At 60.6% G+C, this 22953-nt stretch carries 22 protein-coding genes; 17 read left to right on the forward strand and 5 right to left on the reverse strand.

Translation table 11 applies throughout. From position 1 onward, the window contains the following. Positions 1–54: 54 nt before the first annotated feature. Both HMI59_RS09430 and HMI59_RS09435 read right to left on the reverse strand, forming a co-directional pair. Positions 55–1428 (reverse strand): aspartate aminotransferase family protein, encoded by a 1374-nt coding sequence (locus HMI59_RS09430; protein WP_193593488.1) that lies wholly within the window; start codon positions 1426–1428, stop codon positions 55–57. 134 nt (positions 1429–1562) lie between these two features. After that, positions 1563–3077 (reverse strand): APC family permease, encoded by a 1515-nt coding sequence (locus HMI59_RS09435; RefSeq protein WP_193593489.1) that lies wholly within the window; start codon positions 3075–3077, stop codon positions 1563–1565. 383 nt (positions 3078–3460) lie between these two features. On the opposite strand from HMI59_RS09435, the gene HMI59_RS09440 reads away from it, so the two are divergent. The 10 genes from HMI59_RS09440 to HMI59_RS09485 all read left to right on the forward strand — a co-directional run bounded on the left by HMI59_RS09440 (position 3461) and on the right by HMI59_RS09485 (position 15073). Continuing rightward, positions 3461–4834, forward strand: a complete 1374-nt coding sequence (locus HMI59_RS09440; protein ID WP_193593490.1) for an aldehyde dehydrogenase — start codon at positions 3461–3463, stop codon at positions 4832–4834. Further along, positions 4824–6530: a sulfite reductase flavoprotein subunit alpha gene (locus tag HMI59_RS09445; RefSeq protein WP_193593491.1), complete on the forward strand. Its 1707-nt coding sequence runs from the start codon at positions 4824–4826 to the stop codon at positions 6528–6530. The genes HMI59_RS09440 and HMI59_RS09445 overlap by 11 nt, the downstream gene beginning before the upstream one ends. A gap of 224 nt (positions 6531–6754) precedes the next feature. Beyond that, complete coding sequence (locus tag HMI59_RS09450; RefSeq protein WP_227471596.1) at positions 6755–8200, forward strand: glutamine synthetase family protein; 1446 nt, start codon at positions 6755–6757, stop codon at positions 8198–8200. Between the two features lie 66 nt (positions 8201–8266). Continuing rightward, on the forward strand, positions 8267–9040 hold the full coding sequence (locus HMI59_RS09455; RefSeq protein WP_193593492.1) for an SDR family NAD(P)-dependent oxidoreductase: 774 nt from the start codon (positions 8267–8269) through the stop codon (positions 9038–9040). A gap of 1 nt (position 9041) precedes the next feature. Then, positions 9042–9782 (forward strand): gamma-glutamyl-gamma-aminobutyrate hydrolase family protein, encoded by a 741-nt coding sequence (locus tag HMI59_RS09460; RefSeq protein ID WP_193593493.1) that lies wholly within the window; start codon positions 9042–9044, stop codon positions 9780–9782. Then, positions 9779–10972, forward strand: a complete 1194-nt coding sequence (locus HMI59_RS09465) for a cytochrome P450 (RefSeq protein WP_193593494.1) — start codon at positions 9779–9781, stop codon at positions 10970–10972. Before HMI59_RS09460 ends, HMI59_RS09465 begins: the two co-directional genes overlap by 4 nt. Before the next feature lie 5 nt (positions 10973–10977). Beyond that, on the forward strand, positions 10978–11214 hold the full coding sequence (locus tag HMI59_RS09470; RefSeq protein ID WP_193593723.1) for a ferredoxin: 237 nt from the start codon (positions 10978–10980) through the stop codon (positions 11212–11214). Continuing rightward, a complete protein-coding gene (locus HMI59_RS09475; protein ID WP_227471597.1) occupies positions 11211–12371 on the forward strand; it encodes an NAD(P)/FAD-dependent oxidoreductase in 1161 nt (386 codons plus the stop codon). Before HMI59_RS09470 ends, HMI59_RS09475 begins: the two co-directional genes overlap by 4 nt. Positions 12372–12375: 4 nt before the next feature. Then, entirely contained in the window at positions 12376–14160 is a 1785-nt protein-coding gene (locus HMI59_RS09480; protein ID WP_193593495.1) for a GAF domain-containing protein, read from the forward strand. A 148-nt stretch (positions 14161–14308) separates the two neighbouring features. Beyond that, positions 14309–15073 carry a type 1 glutamine amidotransferase gene (locus tag HMI59_RS09485; RefSeq protein ID WP_193593496.1) on the forward strand — a complete coding sequence of 255 codons (765 nt, stop codon included), beginning with the start codon at positions 14309–14311 and terminating at the stop codon, positions 15071–15073. A gap of 216 nt (positions 15074–15289) precedes the next feature. On the opposite strand, the gene HMI59_RS09490 is transcribed toward HMI59_RS09485, so the two are convergent. From HMI59_RS09490 to ald, 3 genes are all read right to left on the reverse strand, one after another. Beyond that, positions 15290–15784: an HtaA domain-containing protein gene (locus HMI59_RS09490; protein WP_227471598.1), complete on the reverse strand. Its 495-nt coding sequence runs from the start codon at positions 15782–15784 to the stop codon at positions 15290–15292. Between the two features lie 576 nt (positions 15785–16360). Further along, positions 16361–16618: a hypothetical protein gene (locus tag HMI59_RS09495; protein ID WP_193593497.1), complete on the reverse strand. Its 258-nt coding sequence runs from the start codon at positions 16616–16618 to the stop codon at positions 16361–16363. 68 nt (positions 16619–16686) lie between these two features. Next, positions 16687–17802: an alanine dehydrogenase gene (gene ald / locus HMI59_RS09500; RefSeq protein ID WP_193593498.1), complete on the reverse strand. Its 1116-nt coding sequence runs from the start codon at positions 17800–17802 to the stop codon at positions 16687–16689. Between the two features lie 92 nt (positions 17803–17894). Here ald and HMI59_RS09505 point away from each other — a divergent pair, with 92 nt between their 5' ends. The 7 genes from HMI59_RS09505 (at position 17895) to HMI59_RS09535 (ending at position 22862) form a co-directional block, all read left to right on the forward strand. Continuing rightward, positions 17895–18422 (forward strand): Lrp/AsnC family transcriptional regulator, encoded by a 528-nt coding sequence (locus HMI59_RS09505; protein ID WP_227471599.1) that lies wholly within the window; start codon positions 17895–17897, stop codon positions 18420–18422. A 148-nt stretch (positions 18423–18570) separates the two neighbouring features. After that, positions 18571–18993, forward strand: a complete 423-nt coding sequence (locus tag HMI59_RS09510; protein WP_193593499.1) for a PAS domain S-box protein — start codon at positions 18571–18573, stop codon at positions 18991–18993. A 32-nt stretch (positions 18994–19025) separates the two neighbouring features. Next, complete coding sequence (locus tag HMI59_RS09515; RefSeq protein WP_193593500.1) at positions 19026–19805, forward strand: MBL fold metallo-hydrolase; 780 nt, start codon at positions 19026–19028, stop codon at positions 19803–19805. 192 nt (positions 19806–19997) lie between these two features. After that, positions 19998–20354, forward strand: coding sequence for a helix-turn-helix domain-containing protein (locus tag HMI59_RS09520; RefSeq protein WP_193593501.1), 357 nt, complete (start codon positions 19998–20000; stop codon positions 20352–20354). A 428-nt stretch (positions 20355–20782) separates the two neighbouring features. Then, positions 20783–21220 carry a RidA family protein gene (locus tag HMI59_RS09525; RefSeq protein WP_227471600.1) on the forward strand — a complete coding sequence of 146 codons (438 nt, stop codon included), beginning with the start codon at positions 20783–20785 and terminating at the stop codon, positions 21218–21220. Between the two features lie 247 nt (positions 21221–21467). Next, positions 21468–21992 (forward strand): helix-turn-helix domain-containing protein, encoded by a 525-nt coding sequence (locus tag HMI59_RS09530; protein ID WP_227471601.1) that lies wholly within the window; start codon positions 21468–21470, stop codon positions 21990–21992. 435 nt (positions 21993–22427) lie between these two features. Next, on the forward strand, positions 22428–22862 hold the full coding sequence (locus tag HMI59_RS09535; protein ID WP_193593503.1) for a PAS domain-containing protein: 435 nt from the start codon (positions 22428–22430) through the stop codon (positions 22860–22862). Positions 22863–22953 lie beyond the last annotated feature (91 nt).

Below are 22953 nucleotides of genomic sequence, written 5' to 3' on the forward strand. Positions count from 1 at the left end.
GCTATGTGCAAGGTGACCAGCGTCAGCTCCGCTGTGGACCTGCCGGGATCAGGGTCAGCTGCCGCTTCCAACTCGGACTTGCCGGTTGTCACCCACACCTGCCCAGCGCTCAATGTGGCGTTCCATGGCGCCGAGGGCTTTCTCCAGTTTCGCCAGCAGTACCTGTGTCTCCTCTTCGTTGATCACCAAGGGCGGGGACAGGATCACGGCGTTGTTCAGAGGGGCGATGCCGGCCGGATAGACGATGAGCCCCTGGACGAGGCATTCCTGCACGAATGTGTTGGCCGCTCCGAGCGTAGGATCAGGTGCCTGCTTGCTTTCCTGGTCCATAACGAACTCGAAGCCCCACAGCAGGCCCCGGCCGCGGACGTCGGCCAGGCAACGGTACCGGGTTGCCAGGGAGAGCAGACCTTCTTCAAGCTGCTTCCCCCGTTGCCGGACGTTCGCGAGGACGTTCCGGCGTTCCATGAAGTCCAGGACCGCCAGGCAGGTGGCTGCGCCGAGGGGATTCCCCGAAAAGGTGTGCCCGAACGGAGCGACACCGCTGCCCTCCCTGAGCGCCTCGACGATGTGGCTTCGCAGCAGGACGCCGGCTACGGGGGAATAACCGGCACTCAATCCTTTGCCCATAAGGAGAATGTCCGGCACGACGTTCTCGTAGGAACTCGCGAACCAATCGCCCGTGCGCCCGATGCCCGTGATGACCTCATCAATGATCAGCAGCACATTCAACCGGTCGCAGATTTCGCGCAGCTGGGAGAAGTAGCCGGCCGGAGGCGTCAGGACCCCGCCTGCGGCTCCGACAATCGGTTCCACGATCACTGCTGCCACCGTGCCGGGGTCCTCGTTCCGAATGGCTTCTTCAAAGGCTCTCGCAGCCCGCAGCGCGTAGTCCTCTTCGTTCTCGCCCGGCTGAGCGAAGCGATATGCATAGGCTGGCGGGGCGAAGGGGAACGCATGCAACAACGGCCCGTAGTCGGGGCGGCGTGCTGCGTGCCCGGACATCGAGAGCGCTCCCATAGTCATGCCGTGATAGCTGATGTTCCGGCCGAGGACTTTGACTTTGCCCGGGGCGCCCCTTTCGCGCCAGTAGCTGACGGCTGACCGAATGGCGAATTCGGACGCCTCCGAGCCGCTGTTTACGAAGAACGCCCAGTCAAGATCGCCGGGAGCCATAGCGGTGAGCCGACGCGCCAGGTCCTCGGCGGGCAAATTGGTGAACTGGGTCCGATATGTGAAAGCCACACGGCCGGCCTGATGCTTCATGGCCTCGGCGACTTCTTCAACCCCATGGCCTATGTTTGCAGTCATGGCGCCACTGCAGCCGTCCAAATACTGCCGACCGGCTGAGTCGTACAGGTAGACTCCCTGGCCATGCGTGACCACCGGGTACGTCTTGTCAAGGGTCTGCTTCAACAGAGCGCTCATGGAACTGGAAAACTCCTTTAAGGTTTGGCTTCTTTGGCACTGCCACGACAAGACGGATACGACGGCAGTGCCTCCGGTGCCCGTGTGGTCGTTCGTGACCACGACCCGGGCACCGGAGGAGGGATGTGCCGCGCTTATTCCGCGGCTGCGCCGTTCCGGCTTTCAGCGGGTTCGTGCTCCTGGTCTGACATCGCAGGGACCAGCGCGGCGTAGGCAGCGGGCCGGCTTGAACGCATTACCAGGGCGGTCACCAAACCGCCGACAAACAGGGCTCCCATCACCGACAGCAGGATGCCTGCCGCGAGGTCGCCGCCGACAAGAAGGCCGAAGTTCTGCACGACCAGGAAGACAATCACCGCGAGACCGATCACTGCAAGTGCCGGCGCGAACAGCGTGGCCCAAAGCTTTCCCTTTGCCTTTCTCCGGAAGAACACGAGCACCGAGAATGAGGTCAGGGCCATCAGAACCACCACACCGAGCGTCGCAGATCCGGAGAACCAGGTGTAGGCCTCCGTCACCGGGTCAAGCCCGATGAGCGCCTCGACTCCAAGCAGGGCAATTGCCACAATCGACACAGTCAAGGAGGCCTTCGAGGGAGCCCGGTGGCGAGGATGGACGGTGCCAAGCCCTGACGGCAGCACGCCCTGGGATCCCAGGGTAAACAGGTAGCGCGTGAGGACATTCTGGAACGTCAGAATGCACGCGAAGAGGCTGCTGATCAGGAAGACCTGAAGGAGAGTGGCAAGGACAGGCGAAACGTACTTGGCAGCCAGACCGACCACGATACTGGTGGGATCGTCTGTTGCCAGTTCGACGATGTGGCTGTCACCGACGCCGGCCTGCATGGCCCATGCGGTGAAGGTGTAGAAGATGCCGACGCCGAGAACGGCAATGTACGTTGCGCGCGGTATTGTCCGATCGGGGTCACGCGCCTCATTGCGGAAAACCGCGGTCGCCTCAAAGCCGATGAACGAGAAGAAGGCAAACATGACACCCAACGGGGGCACACCTTCCCCCAAACGTGCGGGAGACAGCGAGTCAGCACTCAACCCCTCGGCACCACCATGCACGACGACGCCGATATTCACTGTCAACAGAACGACAGTTTCGATGACCAGGACCACGCCCAGGACCTTGGCGGAGAGCTCGACATCCCGGTACGCAAGGGCACCGCACGTTGCCATCAGCACAAGGCTGCACAGCCACCAGGGAAGATCCGGACCACCCAGGTCGTGGACAGTGGTCTGGGCCGCCGATCCCAGGTAGGAACACAGTGCGAGAAACAGGAGCAGGTACGTGCCGAGTGCGAAGGTTGATGCACCAAGCCCCATGCCACGGCCGAGGCCCGTCTGAATGTACGAGTAAAAGGCCCCTGCGTTCTTCACGTAGGGTGTCATCCGTGTGAAGCCCACGGCGAACAGGAACAGGATCGCCGTAGCAATCAGGAAAAACAGTGGGCCGCCCGTGCCTTCGGAAGCAGAGACCACCACGGGCCAGCCGGCGACGACAGCTGTCATCGGTGCGGCACCGGCCACGACCATGAACACGATCGACCCGACGCCGAGCCCGCGGCCAAGTAGCTTGTCCGGACTCAAGATTCCGTTGGGTCCCGCATCCACGGGCTCAAATTTAACATCGTTAGTTGCCATTCGTCCCTCCAGGACGTTCGAAGTTCGATGATCTTCACGACGCCTTCGATAAAACGGAACCGAATCAGGCGTCGCGGAACTCAGCTTTGGCGGCCCCCTTGCCGCACAAGCGTGTGAACTGCGTTACAGCCTAAAGTCCGGTGCTGCCCGTGCCTGTGTCAGCCCTGCACACTGTCGCCACCGTTCATGGTCGCAATGCACAGTTTCCGCGCCCGATCGCTTCAGTGTGCAGTTTGCACATGGCGCTCATTGATGTGGTGCCCGTCGCACTCGCTCATGGACCGGGTGCGCGGGCATGCTCGGTAACAACGGAGCTTCCCAGACTTCCCAAACGGACTAGGAATCTTCCGACGAAGACCACTCTCCTGAAGGAGCACTCGAGTATGAGCAGCACTATTTCCGTCTACAATCCCGCCACAGAAGAACTCATCGGTGAGGTCCCCTCGCACGACCTGGCCGAAGTCGACGCCGCTGTCGAACGTGCCCGGAAGGCGCAGAGCATCTGGGCGCGAAAGCCTATCGCCGAACGCCGTGATGCCCTCTGGGCCATCGCAGACGCTGTCATCGCGCACAGCGATGAGCTGGCTTTGCTCGAATCGACCGACGTCGGCAAACCGCTGGCCGCCGCCCGTCAGGAAGTGCTCGGAGTAGCCGAATGCTTCAAGTACTACGCGGGCATTATCGACAAGATCCTCGGCGACACCATCCCCGTGGACGGTGGCATCAGCATGACCTTCCGCGAGCCCATGGGCGTTGTAGCCGTAATCTCCCCGTGGAACTTCCCCCTTCCAATTGCGTCGTGGGGTATTGCACCCGCCCTCGCCTGCGGCAACGCTGTCATCGTCAAGCCGGCGGCCCTTACCCCGCTGTCCACTGTCCGTCTCGGCCAAATCGTGAACGAACTGGGCGTCGTAGGCGACGCGCTCCAGGTTATTACCGGATCCGGGGCACGCGTCGGTAACGCCCTTGCCGAACACCCCGGCGTTAACAAGGTCAGTTTCACCGGTTCCACCGAAACCGGCCGGTCGATTATCCAGGCCGCGTCCAAGACGATGAAGCGAGTAACACTCGAGCTGGGCGGCAAGTCCGCCAGCATCGTCTATAACGACGTTGACCTTGCGAAGTGCATTCAGGCGGCTCCCATGTCAGTCTTCGACAACACCGGGCAAGACTGCTGCGCCCGCAGCCGCTTTCTCGTACAGCGGGGAGTCTTCGACGAGTTCGTTGAAGGGTTCATCGAATCAACCCGGGCCCTGAAGATCGGTAACCCGCTCGACGCCACAACAAACCTCGGCCCCCTGGTATCGGCCGGCCACCGCGAATCCGTATCGAGCTTCCTCGGTGACGGACTGAACGTTGTCACAGCCGGCGAAGCACCGGAGGGTCCCGGTTTCTGGATGGCACCCCGGATTGTCATTGCGCCGGACCCCAAGAGCAGGGTGGCAACTGACGAGATCTTCGGCCCCATCGCCTCGGTCATTCCCTTTGACACCGAAGAAGAAGCCATCGCCCTGGCAAACAGCTCCATCTACGGGCTTAGCGGCTCAATCTGGACCAACGATATCGGCCAGGCACTCAGGACCGCACGGGGAGTGGAATCCGGCGCGCTCTCAGTCAACTCCAACTCTTCAATCCGGATGCAAACGCCCTTCGGCGGCTTCAAGCAGTCCGGCATCGGCCGCGGACTGGGCCAGGCAGCCATCGAGGCCTACACCGAACTCAAAACCGTCTTTGTAAGGACCGATCGTGACAACTGACACAGGGGAACTGGTCCGCACCGACCACGGCACCTCTTCCGAAATTTCCAGCGAAACAGACACCGCTGTGCAGACCCTCAGCGTCCTCTACGGCAGCCAGACCGGGAACGCGGAATTCCTTGCGTCCAACATCGTGGACAAGGCAAATGCCCAGGGGTATTCAGCGGAGCTCATGAGCCTGGACATGCTGAGCCCGGACGATGCGGCACGCAAGGAACGCGTCCTGATCGTTACCGCCACCCACGACAACGGCCACATGCCGGACAACGCGCAACCGTTTTGGGATCAGCTCCAAAGCGCCGATTCTGACCTGTTCAAGGATGTTCCCTTCGCGGTCCTCGCCATTGGCGACTCGATGTACGAAGACTTCTGCAAGGCCGGCGTCGACCTTGACGAGCGCCTTGGCGAGCTCGGTGGCAAAAGGATCCTCGACCGCATCGACTGCGACGTTGACTATGATCTGACGTCGGGCAAGTGGATCAAGGGCATGCTTGAGACCTTCAAGACTGTTGCTCCGAGGAAGCCAGGGACGAACCCGGAAGGCTCCACTGTCCAGGGCACAAGGGCCGCCGAGCAGCCCAAGAGCACACGACGGGAACCTGATACCGCCACGGTCGTCGAGGCCCGCCTCCTGAGCGCGCCGGGGTCCGAAAAAGAGGTATGGCATTATGAGCTTGAGGTCAGCGGTGACAGCCGCAACTACCGGCCAGGGGACTCCCTTGCTGTGATTCCGGCCAACTCCATCGAGCTCGTGGAAGACCTGCTCGCGTTCCTTGGCCTCGAGGGCAGCGAGGTGTTCGGCGATGACGGCAAGACCGTACGCGAGTCGCTTCAGGACGATTATGAGCTTCGGCTGCCCCATCTGGGCATTGTGGCCTGGCTTGTCGAAAATCTTGCGACGGACCATCCTGTGCGGAGCCTGGTTGAGTCCGGTGACCGGAACGCGCTGGAGGACTGGCTGTGGGGACGGGACATGCTGGACGTGCTGCAGGAAACCCGTTCAAAGGACGTCGACCCCCAAGAGTTCCTCTCTATGCTGAGGCCTCTGCAGCACCGGTCGTACTCCATCGCATCCAGCCCTCTCGCTGACGGGGACCGCGTCCACCTGACGGTCTCCTCCGTGGGATACGAGACTGCCGGCCGCCGTCATACGGGTGCGTGCAGCGGTTTCCTCCAGTCCGCCGCGCAGACCAGGACAGCCATGAAAGTGTTCCCGCTTCCGGCGCACGAGTTCCACCTGCCCCCCGACAGCTCAGCTGACGTGATTATGATCGGTCCCGGTGTCGGAGTTGCCCCGTTCCGTGGCTTCCTCCGTGAACGTGAAGTCTCACAGGCCCGGGGACGGAACTGGCTGTTTTTTGGAGACCGCCACGAAAGGCCTTCCTGGCTCTACCAGACGGAAATGGAAGAACTGCAGGGCACCGGCGTGCTGGATCGGCTCAGCCTGGCTTTCTCTCGGGATCAACAGGGCAAGGTCTACGTCCAGGACCGGATCCGCGAAGAAGGTGAAGAGATCTTCGCGTGGCTGTCGGGCGGCGCCTCTGTCTACGTCTGCGGCGGAAAACAGATAGCACCTGACATCGACGAAGCGTTGCTGGCGGTGCTCAGCAGCCACGGCGCGATGACCCTTGATAAGGCGCAGGATTACCTGCAGTCCATGAAGGGCGAAGGACGTTACGTCAAGGACGTCTACTAGGTCACCTCGCCCTGCCCGGTTCCGAGAAGACTTTCGTGCCCTCGGAACCGGGCAGGAGCACGAAAAAGTCATGGGCCTCTGTGGCTCGAGGGCCCTTCGAGTGTGAGCCGGCTTACCGCATGCATGTAGCCGGCAATCATGATGTGCACGTTGCACATACGCCAAGCACACCACCCATTTAGTGTCTTTAGTAACCAATATCAATGAGGATAAAGAGGTACACAGTGAATCCGATCACACAGGTCCCGGAGGACCTCCAAGAACTCGAGGCTATTGACATGCAGGAAGAAACTGCCACGGCGTCAGCCCACGACGAACTGCAAAAATTCGTCTCCGAAAACGACATCAAAACATTCAAAGTAGGCGTGGTGGACCTGGACGGTGTCTGGCGCGGTAAGCGCATCCCCGCCCGGTACTTCCTCGAAAGCGTCGCTGAGCGCGGAACGAATATCTGCAACATCATCTTCGGCTGGGACATTCAGGACGAGATCATTTCGGATCTCAGCTACACGGGCTGGGACTCTGGCTATCCAGACGTGACCCTACTCCCGGATCTCAGCACGCTGAAGGTCGTTCCCGGAGAACCCGGCGTAGCTTCCGTCATTTGCGACGCCTATGAGATGTCGGGCGAGCCAGCGGCAATCTGCCCCCGAAGCATTCTCAAGCGGGTTGTCAAGAAGGCCGAAGACCTCGGCTACTCACCGGTCTGCGCCTACGAGTTCGAGTTCTACCTGTTCAAAGGCACTCCGACGGAGCTTGCCGCCCAAGGCTGGCGCGATCTGACTCCCATTACTGCTGGCAGCCACACCTACAGCCTTGTCAGGGACACAGGCACGGAGTTCCTGATCGGTGAGATCCGGCGCCGCCTGTCCGAACAGGGTATTTTCATCGAGGCCAGCAACAGCGAAAACGGACCGGGCCAGTTCGAGATGAACATCCACTATTCCGATGCTCTGGCAGCAGCGGACAACGCCCTCCGGCTAAAGGCCACTGTCAAAGAAGTGGCGGCTGAGGCCGGCTACACGGCATCGTTCATGGCCAAGATCAATCCCGAATGGGCCGGATCTTCCGGGCACATGCACCAGAGCCTTTGGGATCCGGAGTCCGGCAAATCAGCCTTCGCCAATGCCGAAGAGCCCGGCGAGCTGAGCGCCATCGGGTACAACTACCTGGCAGGCGTCGTCGAGACGGCACCAGAGTTGACGGCCATCTACCTGCCCACCATCAACTCCTATAAGCGGACCGAAGGCGGGCAGTGGGCCGGATCAAGCGCCACTTGGGGGCTGGACAACCGTACGGTCGCCATCAGGTCGATCCCGTCAAAGGGCAGTGCTGCACGCATCGAAAACCGGGTACCGGGCGCTGACGCCAACCCTTACCTGGTAATCGCAGCAAGCATCGCCGCCGGCCTGCACGGCGTGGACACAAGAATGACAGCTCCCGATCGCGTCGAAGGCAACGCCTACGCCCTGGAAGAAGGTCACCAGGTGAAGCAGCTGCCCGGAACACTTGACCAGGCCATCGAACAGTTCGAGAAAAGCGAGGTCGCCAAGGAGTACTTCGGTGAAACCTTCGTGACCCACTACGTCCAGACGAGGCGCTGGGAGCTCCGCAAGCTCCAGACCAGTGTCACCGACTTCGAAATCACACGTTACCTGGAACGAATCTAGCGCCCAGTGCAGCGCTGAGAAGCGTTCAATCCACCATTTTCCTTACCAAGAAAGAAGAAACACCCAATGACTACTCACCCCGGAAAGATCGCTGCAGTCACCGGAGCCGCGTCCGGAAATGGCCTTGCCATCGCAGAAAAGCTGCTCAAGGAGGGCGCCACCGTCGTAGCCCTCGACCGTGACGAGGCCGCGCTCGAGCGCCTGATTGGCCAGCACCCGGAGATGGTTCCTGTTGTTATGGACGTCGCCGATGAAGCCTCGGTCCGTAGCGGCATGGCCGAGATCGACACCAAGTTCGGCCGGCTCGACACCCTCGTCAACAACGCAGGCATCGTCAAGGGCAGCAACTTCGATGACCTCGGCGTTGCAGAATGGGACCAGGTCTTCGCCGTGAACTCCACAGGCCCGTTCCTCGTCAGCCAGGCTGCACGTCCGCTGCTGGAGAAGGGCGCCGCCGCCCGAGGCGACGATTCAACCAGCGCCATTGTCAACATCACCTCAGTTGAGGCCCACATCGTCATCGCCAGCAGCGGGCACCCCCAGGTGCACTACAACGCTTCCAAGGGTGCGCTCCTGATGTTCACCAAGGCCTTGGCCATCGAAACCGCGTCTTCCAAGATCCGCGTCAATGCTGTTGCCCCGGGGTTTATCGAAACCCCGTTCACCAAGTCCGTGCTGGAGAACCAGGAGGCCGTGAAATTCCTCCTCGACCGTACGCCGCTTGGTCGTATCGGCCGCCCGTCCGACGTTGCCAACGCAGTCGCGTTCCTGGCCAGCGACGAGGCCAGCTGGGTGACCGGTACCACCATCCACGTCGACGGTGGTTGGCTGGTTTACTGACATGAGGACGCCCCTTATTGCCATTTCAGCGGCTCGGCAAACTGTCGATACCGCCTTTGGCCCGATGCCTTCAACGGTCCAGAACATGGCCTACGCCAACGGCGTCCTTGCCGCGGGCGGCCGTCCTGCCATTCTTCCGTCAACGGCAACAATCCCCGATGGGGCGCTTGAGGGATTCGACGGGCTCATCCTGACCGGCGGCGGCGACATCAGCCCCCGGCTGTATGGCGAGGACCCGATCGACACGGTCTACGACGTGTGCGATATCAGGGACGATTTCGAAATCGAGCTTTACAACGAGGCCATGCTGCGTGGCATACCCGTCCTGGCGACATGCCGGGGGATGCAGCTTGTCAACGTCATTCGCGGCGGAACCCTTGTCCAGGAAGTAAGCCCGGACAGAGGGCACTGGCAGGACAACCCTTCACACGAACCATGGCACAGGGTGCAACTGGAACCTGATTCCGAACTTGCCCGGATCGCCAAAAGCCTGAGCATCCCGGTGAACAGCTACCACCACCAGGGCCTGGGAAGGCTCGGCAAGGGCCTCCGCATAGTGGGACGGGAAGGGGACGTCATCGAGGCAATCGAAGCCGATGATGCCAGCCTGGTCGGGGTGCAGTGGCATCCCGAACACATGGTCGATTATGACGAAGCCCAGAAGGCTCTCTTCGTGGATCTCGTGGAGAAGGCCGCGGCGCACGCACAGTCAGAGCAACTACTTCAGGAGCAATACTCATGAGCACAGAAACCGAGCACGGGCTCAGCCACAACAAGTCAGACTTTGACTTCCACGGACGGGCCCTCGACAACATTTTCGACGACTACCAGGACATGCTCGCCAACGGTCCTGTCGGTCACAGCGACAAGTATGGAGGCTTTTGGTACATCACCAAGAGCGAAGACATCTTCAATGCAGAGCAGGATCCGGACACATTCGCCGTCGGCCCCTCAATGCTCCTTCCCGCCTTTGGCACCGATGTCCCCCTCATTCCGATCGACATCGATCCGCCGACCCACGCTGACTTCCGCAAGATCCTGCTACCGATGTTCACTCCCATGAATGTTTCAAAGCTGGGCCCGGGAATGCGGGAGACCGCCAGGCAGCTGTGCCAGGAAGTCCTCGAGGCAGGCGACGTCGTCGACGTTTCGGCCAAGCTCGCCCGCCCGATGCCGACGATCATCTTTAGCCGGCTGGCCGGATATCCGGAGCAGGATTGGCCGATTTTCGACCGGTGGATCGATGAGATCATCTATGAGCGCACCGCACATCCGGAAACTGCATACGCGGCCGGACGCGAGCTGAACGACTACTTCGACCGCCTTCTGGACGAACGGGAAAAGGCCGGACCGGAAGCGGAAGCCACCAATGACCTGATCAGCCAGCTTTTGAAAGCCGAAGTGAAGGGACGGAAGCTCACGCGTGAAGAGCTGCTGTCGTACTGCTACCTGCTCTTCCTGGCCGGATTGGATACGACCGCCTGGGCGATTCGTTCTGCCCTTTGGTATCTTGCCGGCAACCAGCAGGCCCAGCAGCAGTTGCGTGAGGACCCGGACCTGATCCCCACAGCTGCCGAGGAGTTCCTGCGGACGCTTTCTCCCGTCCAGGCCATGGCCCGCACGGCCAAGGCCGATACTGTTGTCCGGGGCCAGGAGATCAAGGCCGGCGAACGCGTCGTGCTGGTCTTCGGTGCGGGGAACCGTGACCCGGAGGTCTACGAAGAACCGAATGAAATCAAGATTGACCGTGAAGACAATCGCCACCTGGCCTTCGGCGGAGGTATCCACCGGTGCCTTGGATCGAACCTTGGCCGCGCCGAAATGGTTATTGCCATGGAGGAATTCCTGAAGGCTGTCCCTCACTTTGAACGGGCGAATGACGACGAACCGTGGCACGGTGTCGGCCCGCTGACCCTCAAGATTGGAGCTTGATCACCATGGGAGAACTTTGGGTTGACGGAGGGCGTTGCCAAGGCCACGCCCGGTGCTGGGCCCTGGCACCTGAAACGTTCGAGATTGACGAGGAAGGCTACGCCCACGTCATTCCCGGCCGTGAAAACAGCGGCGACGAGCCCAACGTCCGCAAGGCCATCCGGAACTGTCCTGAACGGGCAATCCTGGAACGGGAAACGAACGAGGCCGGCGAAAAGGCCTCAGAGGTCTCGGCGTCGTGACACATCTGCCGGAGCGGGTAGCGATCGTTGGGGCTTCGGTTGCATCGGCGATGCTGATCGAACGCAGTCGTGAGCTGGGCTTTGCCGGCGAATTTATCGTCATAGATTCAGACCCGAACGCGCCCTACGACCGGCCGCCGCTGTCCAAGCAGTTTCTTCTTGGCACTGGTCCCGTGGAGGCGGCCGAGTGGTGGCCGGAGGCTACGCCGGTCCTCAACGCAAAGGCGATCGGGCTGCTCACCGACAAGCGGACGGTCCTGCTGGACAAGCTCGGAGAGGTAGCGGCTGACGCGGTCGTCATCGCAACAGGCGCCGGTTCGATCAGGTTGCCGAATGAGCCGGCGGGCGTTCTCAGCCTTAGAACCGCCGAGGATGCCCTGGCCCTGCGCACCGCAGTGGATGCAGGGGCTGCCAGTGCCATCATTATCGGCGCCGGAACCATCGGTGCGGAACTGGCGTCCACGCTGGCCCAGCGCGGGCTTGCCGTCACGGTAGTGGATTTGGCTCCGCAACCCATGCAGCGCTTCTTTTCGGGACACTTGGGGGAAGAGGCGAAGGCATGGATGCACCAGGCCGGTGTTGTGACTCACTTTGGAGTTGCGGTGGAATCCATCCAGAAGGCGGATGCCCACTGGACGGTCAGCGTCAGCGGCCTTGACCTGCAGGCCGACCTGGTCATCAGTGCTGTCGGCGCCCGGCCCAACACGGAGTGGCTCACCTACAGCGCGCTCGACCTCTCCAACGGAGTCCGTTGCACTGCCGATGGGAAGGCCCTGCTGAGCACCGGCGAAATCGCTGACGGGATCTTCGCTATCGGAGACGTTTCGGCACGGCAAGCCGAGGACGGAACCTATCGGCGGTTCGAGAGTTGGACCCAGGCCCAACGGCATGGCGCAGCCCTGGCTGAATACTTCGCCGGCTTCGAATCCACCGAACTGGAACAGGCCCCGTACGGATGGACGGAACAGTTTGGTCGAAAGGTCCAGGTACACGGCATGCTTCCGCCGGCGGGCGAAATTGTCCAGGTGTACGCCGCAGAGGAACGCAACGCCGCCCTGTACCGGGTCGGATCGGCGGAGGAAGAGGCCGCCTGGATTGGCGTCAACGCGCCAAGGCAGTTCAGCCGGGCGTCCATGGGCATGAGCCTTCTAAGCTGAAAAGATGAATACCCCTGCTGAGCCCGCGGCCTCGCAACCGAACGAGGTCCTGCCCGCTGACTATCGCCAGAAACTCCAAATAGCAGAGCTCCGGGCAGATACCCTGTCCGAGCTCACGCAGCTAATGATGGAAGGATCCGATCCGCTCGCGCTTGCTCAAAGGGCAGTGGATCTGGTAGCCAGGGCAACAAACTCAGCAGGGGTTTTCGTCTATCTGTGGGATGAACAGGAACAGGTCCTGGTCATGCGTGCAGGCACGGCTGGAGTGCAAAGCCAGCAAGTTGGAAGGGTTACCCTTCGCCTCGGCGAGGGGGTAACCGGCTGGGTAGGGCTTACCCGGCAGTCGGTTGTCCTTAACAAAGATATTCAGCAGGATCCGCGGTTCGTCAGCATCAGCGAACTGCAGGAAGAAGATTTCAATTCGATGCTGGTAGTCCCGATTGTGGCTCCGACCGGGACGCTCCTGGGTGTGTTCAGCCTCTGGTCATATGCCGAGGAGGCCTACACATGGGAGTCAAAGCTCATCGCGGACGAGGTGGGCATACTGCTTGCCAGCGGCCTGCTGCAGGCTGAGACTGTTGATGACTTGCGGCGCCAATCCGCAGCAGCGCACTTCCTCGTCGATTTCCCGATCAACTCGGCCACCTCCGTCCTGCAGTGCGCTCAAGTGGCCGCCCAGTCGATCCTCAAGCACATGAGCTCCGACGGCTGCGTCATCGAATACTTTGGCCGCGGTCCCGCCACATCGCCGCCCACCGCCATTGCAATGGACAAGGGCGAGCGAAGCGGAAGCATTGTCCGGACCACTCATTCACGGACAGCAACGTCCGAATTCATTGAATCCAACTTCGCGGGGCACGAGCGGATATCTGTCTCCTTCGGTCTGACGAGTACCCGGGGCATCGTGACCTGCTACCGCCCGCGCCGCTATTCCACCAGGGAACTTGACCGGCTCAGCGCCATTTGCTCTCAGCTGGCCGCTCTATTTGAGGCGGTAGAACTGGAATCGGTAGGTTCATCCCACGCTTCACGCCTGCTGCGAAGCGTCGGCACGAGTACATTCGCCCGCATTCTCGAGGAGTCAGGCTGGTCCAAGGGCCGAACCCTCCCTGTCCTGGTTCGGGTGAAACGGCTGAAATTCGACTCTGATGCTGTATCCCGGCGCATCGCCCCCTACCTCCAGGAATTGGCGGGCGCCCGCTCCCTGGTCTTCACTGAGGGGCCCCTTAGCCTGCTCTTTATCGATACTCCCTCCGGTTCAGGAGAAGAAATCAAGATAAAGCTGGAGACAACTCTTTCGGAGCTCGACGAACACCGCGGCGTCTCCGCTTTCGCCGGCATCGGGCCACTGGCGCGCGACGTCGCCTCTCTGCAGCCTGCACTTTCAGACGCCGAGACCGCACTGGCCTGGACAGAATTGGTAGCCAGGACGTCCGGGCGACGGGTTACCTCGTTCAGCGACATAGAACATCTGCAAGAACTGCCCCTTGTTGGCGAAGGGATGTCTGAAGAGATCAGAGACCTGCTCGCTGAACTCAGGTCCCTTATGCTCTACGACGCGGAAAATGGAACTCAGCTGGCCGAAACGGTCGCCATGCTCCTATCCAACAAGGGATCCATTGCCGATACCGTGTCCAAACTGCACATTCACCGCAATACACTCCGGCAACGCCTCCAACGAGTGGAACAGCTCATCGGTCATTCATTCGAAGAAGCAGGGGACTGGCTCCCCACCGGTATTGCTGCGCGACTGGCAATGAGAGAGGGCCACCGCGCGGTTCTTCAGTGAAAGCAACCGCCGCCGGAGCAAAAACGTCCGGGCCGCCGGCACGCACACACATTTGGATCTCAATGTGCAATTGGCACTGCGGTCACCGCGATGCTGTTCGCTACGTTGAAGTATTGGTAACCCCGACCGCCCGATAAGGAAATCGAGCATGACCTCTCAGCCAGATCTGCCCCGAGGGGCCGGCACACTGCGGGCCCTCGTCATCCAGCCGGATCCCTACTGTCCGATCGACCGCCTCGGTACGTGGCTGCACGACGAGGGGATAGGAACGAGAACGGTCCAGCCTTTCAAGGACGAGGTGATCCCGGAATCATTCAAGGAGGACGCCCTGGTGGTTCTGGGCGGAGACATGAGCTCCTTGGACGACCATGTCTATCACTGGCTAGCCGACATCCGGAGCCTTATGGCAGCCGCGGCCAGCCAGGGGAAGCCCACGCTCGGGATCTGCCTCGGAGCCCAGCTGATGGCACAGACGTTCGGGGGAACCGTGACCAGGGGCGACCAAGGCCTTGAAGCGGGAGTTGTAGAGGTAGCGTTACGGGCCGAGGCTGCGGAAGATCCCCTGATGGCCGGTTTGCCGGGCCCTTTCTTCGCCGGGGCCATGCACGGGGACATGATCGACCAACTACCACCTTCGGCTGTCTGGCTTGGGATGACGGCGCAGTATCCGCATCAGGCTTTCCGGGTAGGCGAGGTGTCCTGGGGCGTTCAGTTTCACCCGGAGCTGTCACCGGCGGTCTACCGCCGGTGGTTGTCTCTGGTTAACGAGAATGACAAGGTGTCAATGGAGCGGGCAAGCAGTGGAATGCAGGCGTTCGAGAATCAGGATCGGATCGTGAGGGAGCATACCGAAGCAATGGCGCGACGCTTTGCCCACCTGATCCGAACAACTGCAACAGTGGCTTCGCAGTAACCAACATCTGCGGCGACGCCGTGGGCGCAGCATGGACGGGTAACGGACCAGCCGGCGCTTCGATTCCTGCCGGGGTCGCAAGTCAGCCTACGGCACGTCGTTCGCGGCCGCCATAGCGCTTGAGTGCACCTGGTATATGGGATCCCGGGAAGGCACCGTCTTTTAAGGCGTAACCTGGCACCCAGAGTGTGCCCACAGGTTTCTTCCGGAACGGCCTTACGGCATTTTCACGAGCGATGGCGCTCTCATGGTCAGCGGTGCCAGCATTTCTCCGGCTGAGTAGCTGTCTGCGAAGACAGCTGCGCCCGGGCCGGTTAGTGCCACCTGGATATCCGCCCACGTGCTGACGCCGTCTTCCACCGACACCGACGGCAGCCTGAGTTCGGCAACGTGCACGGTTTCATCTCCCTGCTCGATGGACAGGTATGCCCCGTCGGGCCGCACTTCGATCTTCGGGCAACTAATGGAGACCGACATGAGTCCATGATGGGCGAGGAATCGGACCTCCCCGCCGAACTGGAGCACAAAATTCTCCCCGTCGGACTGGTCCAGGCTTCTGAACGGGAAATAGAACTGTCGGGTATTGGTCACGGCGGCACCCTCGCGCAGGAGTATGCGGCCATCGCGCATGGACTGCACATACCGGACAAAGCTGTCTTTCACCGCCCAGGCCATGCCGAGATCTGCTCTTTCAACAGTAAGTTCGGACATCAGGTTCCTTCATCGTTGCCAGATTGCGCACGGCCGGTGGTGCTCCCGCTCCCGTACACCAGGAACGGGAGCGGCTTACCGGCTGTTCATACTCGACCATCTTCACGCCGGTTCAGATGATCGACATGTACTGTGGGCACAGTGTTCGTATCGGCCGTGTGCCTGGTGCCCATCCATGTGGATGGTGGACTCCGTGAGACGACCCGTCTTTTGATATCGAGAGTCTGCCGGACGGGCATTGACGGCGCCACGGGCAACCGGGGCCGCGGTCACCCGGCAGGTGAGAGGAATCCCCGGGGAGGGGCGCTGAGGGGCGCGACCAGTGAGACCGGTTCTGAATTGGACTGGGATGTTCAATTGCTTAGCGGGCGAGGCACTCGTAGACGAGTCCGGGAGGAATCTGGTGGCAGAGTTCAAGGGTGTATGACCAGGGGCTGTGCCAGGTGACAAGAACACCTGAGGGTTCGCCATGGACTCGCTGGGAACGGAGCCGGATGATGGCCCCTGCCACTTCAGAATCACTATGAACCCGTTCCTGATGATGTACGCGTTCAGGCGTGCTGGGCTGGCCGCCACTCATGGTGCAGCCGCAGGCTGGAAGTCAGCGCTAAGGCTGGGCCTGTCCGTTTCCCACTTGTAGTCGATCCACACGTTGAAACCGTCTGACCGATGAAAAAGGCGGCGGGGCTCGGCGCCGTCACTGTCGAGCCACAGGATTTGATCATCATCGGTGACTGCATCGACAACTCCACGGCGGATCTCCGCATCATAAAGTTTAACGATGACCAGCTGGCCAATCAGCGGCTGCCATTTGGGTTGCAGGTGAAATGCCATGCGACGTGCCCTTCCTGTGAAGCGGGCCGTGCCTGCCCTCCATCGGGCAGACACGGCCGACTGTCCTACTAAACAGTTACGAGGTCCTGCCAGTCTGCGAGGGCGTGCCCGTGGGCATCACTGACAGACTTGTGAGTGACCCTGCCAGCCGCCACGTTCAGACCGCCAGCCAAAGCCGGGAGCCGGTCGAAAGCGCCCTTGACGCCGTGGTTGGCCAAGGCCACCGCATAACGAAGCGTGACGTTGGTCAACGCGTACGTCGACGTGTTCGGAACGGCGCCGGGCATGTTGGCCACGCAGTAGAAGATGGTGTCGTGGACCTTGTAGGTGGGTTCCTGGTGCGTGGTGGGACGGGTGTCCTCGAAGCAGCCGCCCTGGTCCACGGCAATGTCCACGAGCACCGAGCCGGGCTTCATCCGGGCCACGAGTTCGTTGGTCACCAGCTTGGGGGCCTTGGCGCCGGGGATAAGGACGGAGCCGATGACGAGATCTGCGTCGATTACTGACTTTTCGATCTCATATGAGTTGGACGCAACGGTCTTCAGGCGCCCCTGGTACTGGGCGTCCAGCTCACGCAGCCGGTTGATGTTGATGTCCAGGATGGTGACGTCGGCGCCAAGGCCCAGCGCCATAGCCGCGGCGTTGGTGCCGGCGACGCCTGCACCAAGGACCACAACCTTGGCGGGACGGACGCCGGGAACGCCGCCAAGCAGCACACCCTTGCCGCCGGCCGGCGCCATCAGCGAGGTCGCACCGACCTGGACGGACAGCCGCCCCGCCACCTCGGACATCGGTGCGAGCAGCGGCAGGGCCCGGCCTTCCTGGACGGTTTCGTAGGCGATAGCCGTGACACCGGCGTCGACAAGCGCCTGTGTCAGTGCGGGCTCCGCCGCGAGGTGAAGGTAGGTGAAGAGGAGCAGGCCGTCGCGGAAGTGGCGGTATTCGGATGCGACGGGTTCCTTGACCTTCATCACCATATCGGCCCGGGCCCAGGCCTCGTCTGCAGTCTGAACGATCTCGGCTCCGGCGAGTGCGTACTCCTGATCGCTGATGCCGGAACCAGCGCCGGCGCCGGTTTCCACGAGCACGTCGTGGCCGTTTGCTTTGAATTCGTGCACGCCGGCGGCCGTGATGGCGACGCGGAACTCGTTGTTCTTGATTTCCTTGGGGACGGAGATGATCATGTTTCATGCCTTCTGAGGGGATCAATGCTTGTGGGCAAAAGAATGACAGAAAGTGCAGAAAGTTGCGCTTTCGGCGCAGGATCTGCGGCAGAATGGATGTAACCGGTCAATCTCTGCATTGTGAGGAGCGTTACAAGGTGTCGGACCCGCAGAAACTGCAAGAGGTGAGTTTGGACGAAGTCGACCAGAAGCTTCTGGGCCTGCTGTCCAATAATTCAAGGCGCACCAATCAGTCGTTATCGGAAGCTCTCGGGCTTGCGCCGTCAACATGTCTCGCCCGCCTCAAGGCGCTCAAAGAGTCGGGGGTGATCAAGCGGTTCACCGTCGAAGTCGCCCCCGAAGCGATGGGCCTGCCCCTGCAGGCCCTGGTTAGCGTGCGGCTTAGGCCTGGCGCCCGGCATCTGATGAACGCCTTCGGGAACGAGTTGCGGGACCTGCCCGAAATCAAACAATTCTTCGTACTTGGAGGTGCAGACGATTTCCTGATCCACATCACGGCCAAGAACACCGAGCACATCCGTCAATTCGTACTGGACCATCTGTCATCGAATCCCGCGGTCGCAGGCACCCAGACCAACCTCGTGTTTGAACACGGCCACGGAACCGCGTTCGGACTCTAGGTTGCCTAAAACAAACCCCACCAGCTGCCCAGACCGGGAGGGCTATGGGCAGTTCCGGTCCAAGTCTTGCACTAGTGGGGGACGGCCCCACCTGCTGCAATGGCATTACGAGACGCGAAAAAGTCGCTCATCAGGGAAAGGAGTCGAAGTGCCATCCTCAGATGCACGTAACCCCGACTTTCAGAAAATCTTCGAAAGTCTTCCGAGCCAATACATCATCGTGACCCCCGACAGAACGATCGTCGCCGCCACTGACTCGTTCCTTGCATCTACGGGAAAGAGTCGTGAGGGAATCGTCGGTAAGGACATTCTTGATGCGTTTCCGGACAACCCGGACAACCCCGACGCCAAAGGCACAGAGATACTGCGCAGCTCCATCGAGCGTGTCGTGGAGACGGGCAAGATCGACATTCTTCCGCCTGTTCGCTACGACATCGAGAACTCAGACGGGGTTTTCGAGCCCCGCTGGTTCCAGCCTCTGAACGCTCCGGCTTTCGACGGTGAGGGCAAGCTCGTCTACGTCCTGCACGGGGCGGAAGACATCACGGCTCAAATGATAAGCAAAAGCTGAACCCCGCCCTGCCCCGATAAGGACTGAAAATCATGGACGACGTCAAAGTAACCCTCATTGGAGGGCCCACCCTGCTCCTGGAGATCGCCGGCTACCGGATGATCACTGACCCTACCTTCGATTCTCCCCAGGTCTACCACCACCCGATCGCCGGGCCCGTCACCAAGAAGCTCGGCCCCAGCGCCACCCCCGAGGAACTTGGCCAGGTTGACCTGGCTCTCGCCTCCCACGAGCACATCGACAATCTGGACGTAGCGGGCCGGGGTTTCCTGACAATGGTGCCACTTGCCCTCACAACGACGGAGGCCGCGGAGAATTTCGGCCCCAATGTCCTCGGGATCAGCGACTACGAGACTCATACCGTTGCACTTCCCGATGGACGGCAGATGAAGATCACGGCAGTGCCGGCGCATCATGGCCCGGAGGGCGTGTGGGACGCACTCGGGCCCGTTATTGGATTCGTCCTCGAGGCAGAGGGCATGCCGACCGTATACATCAGCGGCGACAACTCCGAACTGGACATTGTGCGCGAAATCGCCGACCGTTTTCCAGCCATTGATATCGCCGTGCTCTTCGTTGGCGGTGCCAAATTCGACGTGATTGCAGACGGCGCGTACATCACCCTCAGCAATGACCGCGCCCTCGAAGCGGCCAAGATCATGGGGGTCAAGAAGGTCGTTCCTGTGCACGAAGACTCATGGGAACATTTCAGTCAAAATGCAGATCAGATCAGCAAGCTTTTCGCTGACGCTGGTCTTAACGACCTCCTCATCGCCCTGAAGCCCGGAGAGTCTGCCGACATCCGGCTCTAGCAACCGGACTCCGGAATCGAAGGTTGGACGCTTAGCTGCCAACCTTCGATTCTGCGTTTAAAGGCGGAGCCAGTAAAGGCCGGCCATGGACTACGTGGGATTGAGTTATGTGCGCGGCGCACATACAACCCCCCAATGAGTCGGGAAGAATGGCGGCAGCACAACTCACCGACCGCTTGGAGCCCAGGGACGATGACGACCATTGCAGAGCAATTCACCCGGGAACACGACGAACTGGCAAACGCAGCAGGAAGCCTGAGTGCCGACTACTGGTCCATATCGCAAGGGCTGCGGCTGCTGGGCGATCGCTGGTCCCTGTTGATCGTGCGTGAACTGCTCGGCGGTGAAAGGGGGTTCAATGATATGTCCCGGGCGCTGCCTGATCTCTCCCGGACGCTGCTCTCCCAGCGGCTCAAGCGGCTGGTCCAACTCGAGCTTGTCATACGCAACGATGAAACCGGTCCCCGTGGCTCACGGCGCTACAGACTGACGCCGGTCGGCTACGGGCTGCGGCAGACCTTGGAGTCGCTCGGCCTCTGGGCTTCCTAAGGCCGGGCACGGCCCGGTGCGGGAATTCAGCGGCATGAACGGTCATAGGAGGACTCCTTCGTCAAAGTACCTGCTCAGGGAAGGGCAGCGAATTTCTGCCTGTGCGTTGAATCACAGCGTACCACAACGGACCGTGTACTCGGTCGGTAGCGGGACTCAAGCAAAATCAAGCTTTCAAGGCACCGAATGTAACGATTCGATAACCCGACCGTGTACTCGGTCGGCGTGAGCTATTGTGGTTCCTATCACATCGGGCCGCTCTGGCCCGGCTGCCCCCTTCCACAGAAAGCTTTGAGACCCATGGTTGTGTCTGATTCTGCTGCAGGACCCGAAGCGCCTAAGGCCTGGTCCACCGCCCCCCTTCCCGTTCGCAAAGTACCCGTCCCACTAATTCACCGATGAATCCCACTCCAACACAGGAGGAATGCATGAATGCCACGACCAAAACCATAGAAGTCATCAATCGGTTGTCGACCGTAGACGCGCCCCAGGCGGCAGGTCCTTACTCGCAGGGCACATACCATGGAGGCATTCTCTACGTCAGCGGCCAACTGCCCATCGATCCACTGACGGGGCAGGTCGCCAGCCCCGGCGATGTCAAGGCCCAGACGCATCAGGTCATTGCCAACCTATCCGCCATTCTCGAGGCCGCCGGAGCCAGCCTCCAGAACGTCCTCAAGTCCACGGTGTACTTGCGGAGCATTGAAGACTTTCCAGATATGAACCGCGTATACGGATCGTACTTCGATTCAGTCTTGCCGGCACGTTCCTGCGTGGCTGTCAGTGCGCTCCCGAATTCCCAAGCCCTGATTGAGATCGACGCCGTCGCGGCCTTGGGAGAGCTGAAGTCGGAGCCCGACAGCTGAGGAACCAAGCAGTCAGCCCGTGCATGATGGAACACCGAAATCACCTTGTTAGAATTTGTTGTTTTCGGACAGTTCGACGGCGGGGAGCCAGCCAATGCGAAGCCGGGTCAATCAGCTCCTTTGAACGAAGCCCGGCATAGGCTTGGTGACGAAAAGCTGACGTCAGGCCACAGATGAAAGGTTCACATTGAACACGCGATCAATTGCCGTTGACGGCGCCAGTGAGTCATTCTCCATTGGACCGCGGTTGAAGGCAGTTCGCATAGCTCAGGGCCTGACCATGCAACAGGTTGCTGATGCAGCCGGGTTGTCAAAGGGGTACCTGTCCCGTCTTGAACGTGACGCTGTTTCGCCGACGGTTTCCACACTCATGGTCCTTTGCCACACGCTCAGGATTGAGGCCTCGGACGTACTGTCCGAAGAGGTTACCGAGATAGTTTCCAAGGGACAGATTGTGGTGGGAACGTCATCACGACAGGGGATCAACCACAGTCTCTTGACGCCCAGCACAACGAAGAGCGTTACAGTCACCCACACCGAACTTGAGCCCGGGGCATCGGCTGGTGAGGATCTGTACCCCATGTTCTGCGACACGCAGACAGCCTACGTTCTTAGCGGAAAAGTCGAAATCCTATTTTCGAACAGGAAGGTGAATCTGACGGCAGGCCAGGCCATCACGTTTGCCGGCCGGGAGCCGCACTCATACCGAAACCCTGATGAAGATCAGAGGGCGGACGTTATCTGGGTCCTTGTGCCTGCAGTCGGCCGCTAGTGTCCACAGCTGAGGGCCCGGGGCACGCGCCTAAGGTATCCGAAAGGCAGGGTCCAGGCCGGGATTGTTTAAAGATGGAACTGACCCGCAGTTCCCGTATTCCTCGGAGACGTCCTACGAGTGGATTCGAGTGGGGGAATTCGGGCCAGAATCATGTATTTGCTCCCAGGAACATCCAGTGAATCTCACGGTAATTGCTGAACCGTAGCGAGCCGTGGTGATCGGAGCGCATCACACGAGAAGATATCGGGTCCCGAACACAGGCAAGACGTACTCGCAGGTACGCGAGTCGGATGGCCCGGGGGCAACCGCACCGCAACGTAGTTGGCCGGTACAGCATTAGTACCCGCCTCGGTGATCCATGGTTGCCCAAATTGAGCACGCTGCATGGCCTAAGCATGGCTGCGTGCAAAGAACACCAAAGAGAGGTGCCGTATGACCGACGCAAATAACCACGCTGACAGCTGGGACGAACCGGACTTTCGACAGATGTTCGAAAGCCTTCCGAACCAGTTCATAGTAGTTGATCCGCAAAGGCGAGTCCTAGCTGCGACTGACAGCTTTCTTGCCGCCACCGGTAAGCATCGTGACGCTATTCTGGGCCGCGATATCCTACTCGTCTTCCCCGACAACCCTGAGGACCCGGCAGCTAACGGCACCACCGTTCTCCGCGAGTCCATTGAACGCGTTCTCGCAACCCGGGAAACCGATATTCTTCCCATCCAGAGGTATGACATCGAACTCTCTGACGGCTCCTACGAAGAGCGATATTGGCAGCCTCTCAACGCGCCGGTTTTCGACACGGACGGAACCATAACCTGCATCCTCCACGGAGCCGAGGATGTAACCGCGCAGGTTCTGGCAAAGTAGGGCATGACAAACACTTGCCAAGTGTCGGTTTGCCCTTCCACACTGGACCGGCACCGCCGACAGGAATCAGCATTGCGGGTGTGTGGGTCTT

The organism is Paenarthrobacter sp. YJN-5, from assembly GCF_015040095.1.
GTDB lineage: Bacteria > Actinomycetota > Actinomycetes > Actinomycetales > Micrococcaceae > Arthrobacter > Arthrobacter ureafaciens.

Excerpts from the sequence above, each read along its gene's own strand:
- HMI59_RS09430 (WP_193593488.1), bottom strand. The coding sequence starts at position 1,428 with ATGAGCGCTCTGTTGAAGCAGACCCTTGACAAGACGTACCCGGTGGTC.
- HMI59_RS09435 (WP_193593489.1), bottom strand. The coding sequence starts at position 3,077 with ATGGCAACTAACGATGTTAAATTTGAGCCCGTGGATGCGGGACCCAAC.
- HMI59_RS09440 (WP_193593490.1), top strand. The coding sequence starts at position 3,461 with ATGAGCAGCACTATTTCCGTCTACAATCCCGCCACAGAAGAACTCATC.
- HMI59_RS09455 (WP_193593492.1), top strand. The coding sequence starts at position 8,267 with ATGACTACTCACCCCGGAAAGATCGCTGCAGTCACCGGAGCCGCGTCC.
- HMI59_RS09460 (WP_193593493.1), top strand. The coding sequence starts at position 9,042 with ATGAGGACGCCCCTTATTGCCATTTCAGCGGCTCGGCAAACTGTCGAT.
- HMI59_RS09465 (WP_193593494.1), top strand. The coding sequence starts at position 9,779 with ATGAGCACAGAAACCGAGCACGGGCTCAGCCACAACAAGTCAGACTTT.
- HMI59_RS09470 (WP_193593723.1), top strand. The coding sequence starts at position 10,978 with ATGGGAGAACTTTGGGTTGACGGAGGGCGTTGCCAAGGCCACGCCCGG.
- HMI59_RS09480 (WP_193593495.1), top strand. The coding sequence starts at position 12,376 with ATGAATACCCCTGCTGAGCCCGCGGCCTCGCAACCGAACGAGGTCCTG.
- HMI59_RS09485 (WP_193593496.1), top strand. The coding sequence starts at position 14,309 with ATGACCTCTCAGCCAGATCTGCCCCGAGGGGCCGGCACACTGCGGGCC.
- HMI59_RS09490 (WP_227471598.1), bottom strand. The coding sequence starts at position 15,784 with ATGTCCGAACTTACTGTTGAAAGAGCAGATCTCGGCATGGCCTGGGCG.
- HMI59_RS09495 (WP_193593497.1), bottom strand. The coding sequence starts at position 16,618 with ATGGCATTTCACCTGCAACCCAAATGGCAGCCGCTGATTGGCCAGCTG.
- ald (WP_193593498.1), bottom strand. The coding sequence starts at position 17,802 with ATGATCATCTCCGTCCCCAAGGAAATCAAGAACAACGAGTTCCGCGTC.
- HMI59_RS09505 (WP_227471599.1), top strand. The coding sequence starts at position 17,895 with ATGGATGTAACCGGTCAATCTCTGCATTGTGAGGAGCGTTACAAGGTG.
- HMI59_RS09515 (WP_193593500.1), top strand. The coding sequence starts at position 19,026 with ATGGACGACGTCAAAGTAACCCTCATTGGAGGGCCCACCCTGCTCCTG.
- HMI59_RS09520 (WP_193593501.1), top strand. The coding sequence starts at position 19,998 with ATGACGACCATTGCAGAGCAATTCACCCGGGAACACGACGAACTGGCA.
- HMI59_RS09525 (WP_227471600.1), top strand. The coding sequence starts at position 20,783 with ATGAATGCCACGACCAAAACCATAGAAGTCATCAATCGGTTGTCGACC.
- HMI59_RS09535 (WP_193593503.1), top strand. The coding sequence starts at position 22,428 with ATGACCGACGCAAATAACCACGCTGACAGCTGGGACGAACCGGACTTT.